Below are 9,946 nucleotides of genomic sequence, written 5' to 3'. Positions count from 1 at the left end.
CGTCCGCGCCGAACCCTTCCGCTTCCCGCCCGTCCACCGGACCGTGCTGGCCAACGGCGTCACGCTGCACACCTGTGACCGGCCCGGGCAGGAGGTACTGAGCGTCGAGATCATCGTCCAGGTGCCCCTGGCACTCGAAGCCAGGGACCTCGAAGGCATCACGGGCATCGCGGCCAGGGCCCTCGCCGAGGGCACACCAGGGCTGCCCTCGCTCGACTTCATCCAGGAGCTGGAACACTGCGGTGCGACCCTCGGCGCGGGAGCGGAGCACGCGGGGATGCGCATCACACTGGACGTGCCCGGACCCTACGTGGAGCACGCCCTCAGCCTCGTCGTAGCAGCCCTGCGCGAGCCGCTCCTGCCACCCCGTGCCGTGGACCGGCTGGCCAGGTCGCAGGCCGACGCCCACCGGCGCCACCTGGCGGACCCGGAGCGCAGGGCCTCCCTGGAGATCCACCGCGCGCTCTTCGACGCCCGGGACCGCCGCTCCCGACCGGCGCTGGGCGACGCCGAGACGGTGCTGCGCATCGACCGGGACGCCGTGGCCGCCCACCACGCCCGTCACGTCCGCCCGGGCGCGACCACCGTGATCGTCGCAGGGGACCTGGTCCGGTTCGACGTGGACACCGTGCTGCACAGGGTGCTGAGCGACTGGGAAGGCGAGCGGCACGCGGTCCGGGCCCCGCAGGCTCCTCCCCCGGTCCCCGACGAACCCGCGGTCATCCTGGTCGACCGCCCGGGCGCGGTACAGACACGGCTCGTGCTGGGCACGGTCGCGCCCGGTGCGGCGGATCCCGGCTGGGACGCGCTGCTCGTCGGCAACCACTGTCTCGGCGGTTCGGTCAACGCACGCCTGGACCGGGTCCTGCGCGAACGCAAGGGCTACACCTACGGCTTCCACAGCAGGCTGGTCGGTGTGGTGGAGCACTCCCTGGCCGTCGTGACCGGAGCCGTGGAGACCTCCGTGACCGGGGCCGCGCTGAGCGACATCGTGACCATTCTGGACGCGGCCACCCACGAGGACATCACCGCGCAGGAACACCGGGCGGCGATCGCGCAGATCGTCGACGCGGCACCCCTGCGCTACCTCGTCCCCGCCAACGTCGCCGAGGAGATCGCCCTCCTGGTGCTCGACGGGCGCGACCCCGCGATCCTCACCGATGTCTTCACCCGGGCCGCCGCGGTCTCGGCCGCCGAGGCGTCCGCCGCGCTGCGCTCCGCCTTCCCGCCGCACCGGATGGTCACGGTCGCCGTCGGTGACACGGCCCGCTTCACAGCGGAGATACGAGACCGCTGCCCGGCGCCCGTCACCGTGCTGAAGGGCTGACGGGCTGAAGGGCTGACGTGCTGAAGGGCTGACGGGAACGTCGGACGGCGAGCCGTCGGCGGGACCGCGATGCCGAGACGCGGCCACCCGCCCCCCGGCGGACGGGAGACGGGTGGGGCGGTGCCGGCCGGGCTCGCTCAGGTCTTCGACGCGGGCTTCTTCGACGGCGAGGCCTCGGTGTCCTTCGAGGGCTCGTCCGACGCCCCCTTGGAGGGCGACTTCGACGGGTCGCCACCCGCCTTGCCGCCGCCCTCGCCGTTCGCCTCGGACACCGCGCCGACGGCCTCCTTGGCGGCCTTCTTCGCGTCCTTCAGCATGTCCGCGCCGCTCGGCGTCTTGTCGCCGGCCAGACCCGCGCCGTAGTAGTCCAGCGTGACCACGACGTTCTCGACGCGCGCCACGACCGTCTGCTGCTTGAAGGTGCCTTCCTTCTTCTTCAGGTCGTAGCGCACGGCCGTCGCCTGGTCGCCCGTGCCGGCCACCGGCTCCGTCTTGACGCTCTTGGCGCCCTCGACGGCCTGGGCCTCCTGGACCTGCTTCTCGAAGTGCTCCTGGGCCAGCTTGTCAGCCGGACCACGGGTGACGTCCGACTCGAAGCGCAGCATCGACACGTTCAGCCAGCGGAACTGCGAACCCTTCACGCCGTTGTTGTCGAGGCTGTTCCAGGAGCAGCTGCCCCGGGTCGAGATGTCGTCCGACTTGCCCTCCTTGCCGGACTTGCCCTTCGGAACGAGGTCCTCCAGCGTCTTCTTCGAGAGCACCTTGCACGGCTCCGGAAGCTTGCCGTACGCCGCCGCCTGCACCGTCGGTGACGGACTCGCCGACGCCGACGCAGCTGCCTTCGCGGCCTTGTCCGTGCTGTCGCCGGAGCCGGAGTCCGAGGAGCAGCCGGCGGCGACCAGCATCACGGGGACGGCGGCCGCGCAGACAAGGACACGGCCCCGGCGCTTGGCTCGCTGGTCACGCTCTACTCGCTGTGCTCGTCGCTGCATGGTTCCTTCACTCATGACGCTCGTGGTTCCCTGCGGTCGGAACGGGTCCGAGTGGTCACCGTACGCGGTGAGGCAACCGTGTGTTCTTCCTTCGCGTGCTTTGCGGGCAGGGGTGAAGGGGCCGTGAAGGGGCCTCAGCCGCCCAGCGAATCCGCCAGCTGCGCGGCCAGGTTCTGCGCCCTGTCCTGCATTGTCTTGCTGTCCGGCACGACGCCGACGGTCGTCGGCTGCTCCGCGTACTCGATGGTCACGATGACGTTGGACGTGCGGAACGCCACAGTCACCGTGCGCTGCTTGGCCGTCGAACCGGAACTGCTCAGCCCGTCGTCGAGGAACGCCTCGTCGCCGAGATCCTCCAGCACCCGGGGCTGCAAGTCGGTCGGCGTCACCGAGGGCGCCGCCGACGGCGACGAGGAACCGGACGGGGACGGCGAGCCGGACGGGGACGCGGAACCGGACGGGGACGCGGACGAACCGCCCGCCGGGGTGCTGCCGACGGGCGCCGTCTCGGTGGCCGTCGGCTCGGGCAGGTGGGCCGACGCCTCCTGCTCCGCGAAGAGCTGCTCGGCCCGACTGTCGTCGCTGACGGCGTTGTCGTAGGAGACGACCCGCTCGAAGTCGATCAGCAGATGGTCGGTGGCGGCGGCGGAGTCCACCTTCCAGCGGCAGCCGACCTTGCGGTCGGTGTCGAAGGTGGTCGTCGGCACGCCCTCGTAGGCCGTCTCGCGCTGCTTCTCGTCACTGATCTGCCGGATGCCGGGGAGGAGTTCGTCGAGCGTGCTCTCGCTGACCTCGGCGCAGGGCTCGGGCAGGGTGCGGTAGCGGCCGGGCTCGGCGGCGGGCGATGCCGTGCCCGTGTCATCGGGGTTGGATTCGTCCGTCGGGCCGCCGTCGGCCGAGCCGCCGGTGCAGCCGGCCAGTACCGCCGCGAGGAGCACGGCGATACCTGGTGCGCACGCCTTTCGTTGCACGTGATGGCTCCTCTCGACACGGATATTGGCTTGCCGCCGAACGGGCGGCGATGGACACAATGTCTATCGCACGCACTGCCGTGGACGCCGGTCCGATTTCCTTTTCGTCGACCTTGGCGCCGGTATTTGCTGTTGAGGACTTCTGTTCAGTTACGGGGGATTGAGGGCGTTATGTCGTACGTAGAGATACCGGGTGCGAAGGTACCGATCCGGATGTGGACCGACCCGGCCTCGGTCGAGGAGGGCGCGCTCCAGCAGCTGAGGAACGTGGCGACCCTGCCCTGGATCAAGGGCCTCGCGGTCATGCCCGACGTGCACTACGGCAAGGGTGCGACGGTCGGCTCGGTCATCGCGATGCGGGGTGCGGTGTGCCCGGCGGCGGTGGGCGTCGACATCGGCTGCGGTATGTCGGCGGTGAAGACGTCCCTGACGGCCAACGACCTGCCGGGCGACCTGTCCCGGCTGCGGTCGAGGATCGAGCAGGTGATTCCGGTGGGGCGCGGGATGCATGACGAACCCGTCGACCCGGGGCGGTTCCATGGGCTGGCCACGGCTGGCTGGGACGGGTTCTGGGGGCGGTTCGACGGGGTGGCGGAAGCGGTCAAATTCCGTCAGGAACGTGCCACCAAGCAGATGGGAACACTCGGCGGAGGGAATCACTTTGTCGAAGTTTGCACGGATACAACCGGTTCCGTCTGGCTCATGCTGCACTCCGGAAGCCGGAACATCGGCAAGGAACTGGCCGAGCACCACATCGGCGTGGCCCAGAAACTCCCGCACAACCAGAACCTGGTCGACCGCGACCTCGCCGTGTTCGTCGCGGACACCCCGCAGATGGCGGCGTACCGCAACGACCTGTTCTGGGCCCAGGAGTACGCCAAGCGCAACCGTTCGATCATGATGGCGCTCCTCAAGGACGTGATCCGCAAGGAGTTCAAGAAGGCCAAGCCCACCTTCGAGCCGGAGATCAGCGCCCACCACAACTACGTGGCCGAGGAGCGCTACGACGGGATGGACCTGCTCGTGACCCGCAAGGGCGCGATCCGGGCCGGCTCCGGCGAGTACGGGATCATCCCCGGCTCCATGGGCACGGGTTCGTACATCGTGAAGGGCCTCGGCAACGCCAAGTCCTTCAACTCCGCGTCGCACGGCGCGGGCCGGCGCATGAGCCGCAACGCGGCCAAGCGCCGGTTCTCGACGAAGGACCTGGAGGAGCAGACGCGGGGCGTGGAGTGCCGCAAGGACTCCGGTGTCGTCGACGAGATCCCGGGCGCGTACAAGCCGATCGAGCAGGTCATCGACCAGCAGCGGGACCTCGTCGAGGTCGTGGCGCAGATCAAGCAGGTCGTCTGCGTGAAGGGCTGACCGGCCGGTTCTACGCCTCCCGGTGCACCTTCGTGTTCGACGCCTGGGCGCGGGGGCGCAGGACCAGGAGGTCGACGTTGACGTGGGCGGGGCGGGTGACCGCCCACGTGATCGTTTCGGCGACGTCGTCGGCCGTGAGGGGTTCTGCGACGCCCTGGTAGACCTTCTCCGCCTTCTCCTTGTCGCCGGAGAAGCGGGTCAGGGCGAACTCGTCGGTCTTGACCATGCCGGGGGCGATCTCGATGACGCGGACCGGCTGGCCGACGATCTCCAGGCGGAGGGTCTCGGCGAGGACGTGCGCGCCGTGCTTGGCGGCGACGTAGCCCCCGCCCCCCTCGTAGGTGCCGTGGCCGGCGGTGGAGGAGACGACCACGACCGTGCCGTCGCCGCTCGCGATCAGCTTGGGCAGCAGGGCCTGGGTGAGGTTGAGGGTGCCGATGACGTTCGTCTCGTACATCTGGCGCCAGTCGGCCGGGTCGCTGCTCGCGACCGGGTCGGCGCCGAGCGCGCCGCCCGCGTTGTTGACCAGCACGCCGATCGTCTTGAACGCCGTGGCGAACTCGTCGACCGCGGCGCGGTCGGTGACGTCGAGGGTGTACGCCGTGGCATGGTGACCGGCCTTGGTGATCTCCTCGGCCAGGGCCTCGATGCGGTCCTTGCGGCGCGCGGTGAGGACGACGCGGTAGCCCGCCGCGGCGAGCTGCCGGGCCGTGGCTGCGCCGATTCCGCTGCTCGCACCCGTGACGACGGCGATGCGGGAGGCTGCGGGCGGGGCTGCGGTGGCCATGGGTGCTCCTCGGGTCCTCGGGCGTGCGGCGGCCCGGCGTGCGCGTCGGGCTCGCGGCCAGGATAGGCGGGCCCCGCGGTGGGAGAATGGGGCTGGGTGGTCCTCTGTTCTCCCGGAGGCGATCATGGGCGAGGCACGCGAGGTCATGGACCGGCTCACGGACGCGGTCACCACACACAGGGATCTGAAGGTCGTCGGCGAGCTCTACGCCGAGGACGCGGTCGCCTTCACGTCCGACGAGGGCGAGCTGCGCGGGCGCGACACCATCGTCGAGTACTGGCGGACGATGACGGAGGCGGTTCCCGGCGCGACGTTCGAGGTGCTGCACTCCTACGAGGCCGGTGACACGGCCATCGACGAGGGGATCTACCGCGGCCGCAACACCGGGCCGCTGGAGCTGCCCAACGGTGAGACGCTGCCGCCGACGCAGAAGGAGGTCCGGATCCGCGGGGTGGACATCGCCACCGTGAGGGACGGGCGGATCGTCGACTACCGGCTGTACTTCGACGAGATGGACTTCCTCGGGCAGTTGGGGCTGCTGCCCGACGAGCCGTTCTGAGGCTTCCGGGGGCCGGTCGGTTTCCCCCGCGGGGGCGCGTACATGATGACCGCCCCGGTCAGTTTCCCCGCGGGGCGTACATGATGACCGCTTCGGTCGGTTTCCCCGCGGGGGCGCGTACATGACGACCGCCCCGGTCAGTTTCCCCGCGGGGCGTACATGATGACCGCCATGCCCGCGAGGCAGACCAGCGCGCCCGTGATGTCCCAGCGGTCCGGGCGGTAGCCGTCCGCGACCACGCCCCACAGGATCGAGCCGGCGACGAAGATCCCGCCGTACGCGGCGAGGACGCGGCCGAAGTGGGCGTCGGGCTGGAACGTCGCGACGAATCCGTAGGCGCCGAGCGCGAGGACGCCGCCGGCCGCCCAGAGCCAGCCCTTGTGTTCGCGCACGCCCTGCCAGACGAGCCAGGCGCCGCCGATTTCGAGGAGGGCGGCGAGGGCGAAGAGGGCGGCGGAGCGGAGCACGGACATGGCGGTCAGCTTCGCATGTGCTTGCCCCCGGGGCGGCGAGGCGGTCGTGGTGGAGCCGGCCGGAGCCCGGCTCGACGAATGGCCCGCTCGGGGAATAGGCACGGGTGGGCTGCCGTTCCCCGGTATAGTTGAACCGTAAACAACGTGGAGGGTGAGCGACCATGCAGTTCGGGATCTTCAGCGTCGGCGATGTCACGCCCGACCCCACCACGGGCCGGACGCCCACGGAGCGCGAGCGGATCAAGGCCATGGTCGCCATCGCGCAGAAGGCCGAGGAGGTGGGGCTCGACGTCTTCGCGACCGGCGAGCACCACAACCCGCCGTTCGTGCCCTCGTCCCCGACCACGATGCTCGGCTACGTCGCGGCCCGCACCGAGCGGCTGATCCTCTCCACGGCCACGACCCTGATCACCACCAACGACCCCGTGAAGATCGCCGAGGACTTCGCGATGCTCCAGCACCTGGCCGACGGCCGGGTGGACCTGATGCTGGGGCGCGGGAACACCGGCCCGGTCTACCCCTGGTTCGGGCAGGACATCCGGCAGGGCATCAACCTCGCCGTCGAGAACTACGCCCTGCTGCACCGGCTGTGGCGCGAGGACGTCGTCGACTGGGAGGGCACTTTCCGCACGCCCCTGCAGGGCTTCACCGCCACGCCCCGCCCGCTGGACGGCGTACCGCCGTTCGTCTGGCACGGCTCGATCCGCTCCCCGGAGATCGCCGAGCAGGCCGCGTTCTACGGCGACGGCTTCTTCCACAACAACATCTTCTGGCCGGCCGACCACACCCGGCGCATGGTCGAGCTGTACCGGACGCGGTACGCCCACCACGGGCACGGCACGCCCGAGCAGGCGATCGTCGGACTCGGCGGACACGTCTTCATGCGGAGGAACGCGCAGGACGCGGTGCGCGAGTTCCGGCCCTACTTCGACGTCGCGCCGGTGTACGGGCACGGGCCGTCGCTGGAGGACTTCATGGACCAGACGCCGCTGACCGTCGGCTCTCCTCAGCAGGTCATCGAGAAGACGCTGGCCTTCCGCGGTTACGCCGGCGACTACCAGCGCCAGCTGTTCCTGGTCGACCACGCCGGGCTGCCGCTGAAGACCGTCCTGGAGCAGATCGACCTGCTGGGCGAGGAGGTCGTGCCGGTGCTGCGCAAGGAGTTCGCCGTGGACCGCCCGGCGGACGTGCCCGACGCCCCCACGCACGCGGCCCGGCTCGCCCGGGCCCGAGGGTGAGGGGACGGTAGGGCCCGGCTCCACGGTCGCCCGGCCCCTGGTGAGAGGGCAGTAAGAAGGACGCTCCGGCGCAGCGCCTACGGTTCCGGGAACCCACGGACTTGGCACACTGGACGCGTGCCCCCAACAGTGCTGCTCGCCGAAGACGACCGCGCCATCCGCAATGCCCTGGAGCGGGCCCTGACCCTGGAGGGCTACCAGGTCATGGCGGTCGCCGACGGGATCGAGGCGCTGGCGCAGGCCCACCGCAACCGACCCGACGTGCTCGTCCTGGACGTGATGATGCCCGGCATCGACGGCCTCCAGGTGTGCCGGGTGCTGCGCGCCGAGGGCGACCGGACGCCCGTGCTGATGCTGACGGCCCTCGTGGAGACCGCCGACCGGATCGCCGGCCTGGACGCGGGCGCCGACGACTACGTGGTGAAGCCCTTCGACGTGGAGGAGGTCTTCGCCCGGCTGCGCGCCCTGCTGCGCCGCACCAGCCCGGTGGGCGCCGGGAGCGCACCGGCGGCCGAGACGCCCAGGCCGCTCCCGGAGCGGTTCATCGACGCCGCCGGCGTCCGCATGGACCCGCAGGCGCGCCGGGCCTGGCGCGGAGCGCGCGAGCTGGAGCTGACCCGCACCGAGTTCGAACTGCTGGAACTGCTGGTGCGCAACGCGGGCATCGTCCTCGACCACTCGACGATCTACGACCGCATCTGGGGCTACGACTTCGGACCCGGCTCGAAGAACCTCGCCGTCTACGTCGGCTATCTGCGCCGCAAGCTCGACGAACCGGACGCGCCGCAGCTGATCCACACGGTCCGGGGCGTGGGTTACGTGCTGCGGGAGGACTGAGTGGGCCGCCCGCGCCGGCTGCCGGTCGGGCGTCGGCAAAAGCTCGTCTCGCTGCGCACCACCTTCGCGGTGTCCTTCGCGGCGGTGACGGCGGCCGTGACGATCCTGGTCGGCATCCTGTCGTACAGCGCCGCCGCGCGGCTGGTGCGGGTGGACCAGCAGACCGTGTTCGACGAGGTCGTGCAGGATCTGCGAGCCGAAGTGCGGCAGAACCACATGACGCCCGGCGACTTCTCGTCCGCCGCGCCGGGCCACGACCTGGTGCGGCCGGCCCGCACGGACGTGCAGGTCCTCGGCCCGGACGGGCACGTCGTCGACCGGGGCAGCCCGGGGCTGCCGGTCACCGGCACCGACGCGCGGATCGCCGCCGCGGCGCTGTCCGGGGAGGTGGCCGAGCACAAGGACGTCGACGTGGGCGACGACGTCTACCGCGTCGCCACCGTCTCCCTCGGCGGCGGCCGGGGCGCGGTGCAGGTCGCGCAGGAGTTCAGCGACGTCGAGGATCTGCTGCGGGTGCTCCAGCAGCGGACGCTGCTGCTGGTGGCGGCCGTGGTCGTCGGTGCCGGGCTGTTCGGCTGGTGGCTGGCCCGGCGGATCACGCGCCGCCTGGTCGTGCTGACCGACGCCGCCGAGGACGTCGCCCGCACCCGCCGGCTGGGCATCCAGGTGCCCGTGGCCGGTCACGACGAGGTGGGCCGCCTCGGCCGGGCCTTCGACCGCATGCTGGGCCGGCTCGCGCAGTCCGAGGAGGACCAGCGCCGTCTCGTCCAGGACGCGGGCCACGAGCTGCGCACACCGCTGACCTCCCTGCGTACGAACATCTCCCTGCTGCACCGGATCGGCGAACTCCCGCCCAAAGCCCGCGAGGAACTGGTCGCCGACCTGGGCCAGGAGGCCCGGGAGCTGACCGACCTGGTCAACGAACTGGTGGATCTCGCGGCCGGGCAGTCCGACACCGAGCCGCCCCGGCGGGTGGACGTCGCGGACCTCGCGGAGGAGGTGGCGGGGGTGGCCCGGCGCCGCAGCGGCCGGGAGATCCTGCTGCGCGCGAGCGGCGACACCACGACCGACGGGCGGCCCGGGATGCTGACCCGGGCGCTGTCCAACCTCGTCGAGAACGCGGTGAAGTTCGACCGGGGCGGCCGGGACCCCATCGAGATCGTCGTCTCGGGGCCCGCCCGCCCCGGCACGATCCGGGTCGAGGTCCTCGACCGCGGATCGGGCATCGCCGACAGCGACCTCACCCGCGTCTTCGACCGCTTCTACCGGGCCGCCGACGCCCGCTCCCTGCCGGGTTCCGGCCTGGGCCTGTCCATCGTCCGCGAGGTGGCCCTCGCCCACGGGGGAGCGCCGTTCGCCTTCCGGCGGGACGGGGGCGGGACGGTCACCGGGTTCAC

The 9,946-nt window shown here is 71.3% G+C and carries 10 protein-coding genes; 6 read left to right on the top strand and 4 right to left on the bottom strand.

What is annotated here, in order from left to right; all coding sequences use genetic code 11:
• A partial coding sequence (locus C1J00_RS30590) for a M16 family metallopeptidase (RefSeq protein ID WP_102912233.1) occupies positions 1-1,327 on the top strand: 1,327 nt, incomplete at its 5' end.
• A gap of 137 nt (positions 1,328-1,464) precedes the next feature.
• Here C1J00_RS30590 and C1J00_RS30585 read toward each other — a convergent pair.
• Positions 1,465-2,334, bottom strand: a complete 870-nt coding sequence (locus tag C1J00_RS30585; RefSeq protein ID WP_102912232.1) for a DUF3558 family protein — start codon at positions 2,332-2,334, stop codon at positions 1,465-1,467.
• 119 nt (positions 2,335-2,453) lie between these two features.
• Positions 2,454-3,290: a hypothetical protein gene (locus tag C1J00_RS30580; RefSeq protein ID WP_102912231.1), complete on the bottom strand. Its 837-nt coding sequence runs from the start codon at positions 3,288-3,290 to the stop codon at positions 2,454-2,456.
• Positions 3,291-3,461: 171 nt separating this feature from the next.
• Between C1J00_RS30580 and C1J00_RS30575 the strand changes: the two genes are divergently transcribed.
• Positions 3,462-4,655 carry an RtcB family protein gene (locus tag C1J00_RS30575; RefSeq protein ID WP_102912230.1) on the top strand — a complete coding sequence of 398 codons (1,194 nt, stop codon included), beginning with the start codon at positions 3,462-3,464 and terminating at the stop codon, positions 4,653-4,655.
• Between the two features lie 10 nt (positions 4,656-4,665).
• On the opposite strand, the gene C1J00_RS30570 is transcribed toward C1J00_RS30575, so the two are convergent.
• A complete protein-coding gene (locus tag C1J00_RS30570) occupies positions 4,666-5,442 on the bottom strand; it encodes an SDR family NAD(P)-dependent oxidoreductase (RefSeq protein ID WP_102912229.1) in 777 nt (258 codons plus the stop codon).
• Positions 5,443-5,566: 124 nt separating this feature from the next.
• Between C1J00_RS30570 and C1J00_RS30565 the strand changes: the two genes are divergently transcribed.
• Positions 5,567-6,001: an ester cyclase gene (locus C1J00_RS30565; RefSeq protein WP_102912228.1), complete on the top strand. Its 435-nt coding sequence runs from the start codon at positions 5,567-5,569 to the stop codon at positions 5,999-6,001.
• A gap of 137 nt (positions 6,002-6,138) precedes the next feature.
• On the opposite strand, the gene C1J00_RS30560 is transcribed toward C1J00_RS30565, so the two are convergent.
• Positions 6,139-6,474, bottom strand: a complete 336-nt coding sequence (locus C1J00_RS30560) for a YnfA family protein (RefSeq protein ID WP_033314012.1) — start codon at positions 6,472-6,474, stop codon at positions 6,139-6,141.
• A gap of 161 nt (positions 6,475-6,635) precedes the next feature.
• Here C1J00_RS30560 and C1J00_RS30555 point away from each other — a divergent pair, with 161 nt between their 5' ends.
• The 3 genes from C1J00_RS30555 to C1J00_RS30545 form a co-directional block, all read left to right on the top strand.
• Entirely contained in the window at positions 6,636-7,712 is a 1,077-nt protein-coding gene (locus C1J00_RS30555) for an LLM class flavin-dependent oxidoreductase (protein ID WP_102912227.1), read from the top strand.
• Positions 7,713-7,829: 117 nt separating this feature from the next.
• Positions 7,830-8,549 carry a response regulator transcription factor gene (locus tag C1J00_RS30550; protein ID WP_102912226.1) on the top strand — a complete coding sequence of 240 codons (720 nt, stop codon included), beginning with the start codon at positions 7,830-7,832 and terminating at the stop codon, positions 8,547-8,549.
• Positions 8,550-9,946, top strand: a 1,397-nt coding sequence (locus C1J00_RS30545; RefSeq protein ID WP_102912225.1) for a HAMP domain-containing sensor histidine kinase, incomplete at its 3' end; no start/stop codon positions are given.

The sequence above is a fragment of the Streptomyces cahuitamycinicus genome, assembly GCF_002891435.1.
Taxonomy (GTDB): Bacteria; Actinomycetota; Actinomycetes; order Streptomycetales; family Streptomycetaceae; genus Streptomyces; species Streptomyces cahuitamycinicus.
The sequence above is the reverse complement of the archived record's forward strand: the minus strand, read 5'-3'. Positions and strand labels throughout refer to the sequence as shown.

Coding starts and splice junctions, on each gene's coding strand:
- C1J00_RS30585 (WP_102912232.1), bottom strand. CDS start 2,334: ATGAGTGAAGGAACCATGCAGCGACGAGCACAGCGAGTAGAGCGTGAC.
- C1J00_RS30575 (WP_102912230.1), top strand. CDS start 3,462: ATGTCGTACGTAGAGATACCGGGTGCGAAGGTACCGATCCGGATGTGG.
- C1J00_RS30570 (WP_102912229.1), bottom strand. CDS start 5,442: ATGGCCACCGCAGCCCCGCCCGCAGCCTCCCGCATCGCCGTCGTCACG.
- C1J00_RS30565 (WP_102912228.1), top strand. CDS start 5,567: ATGGGCGAGGCACGCGAGGTCATGGACCGGCTCACGGACGCGGTCACC.
- C1J00_RS30560 (WP_033314012.1), bottom strand. CDS start 6,474: ATGTCCGTGCTCCGCTCCGCCGCCCTCTTCGCCCTCGCCGCCCTCCTC.
- C1J00_RS30555 (WP_102912227.1), top strand. CDS start 6,636: ATGCAGTTCGGGATCTTCAGCGTCGGCGATGTCACGCCCGACCCCACC.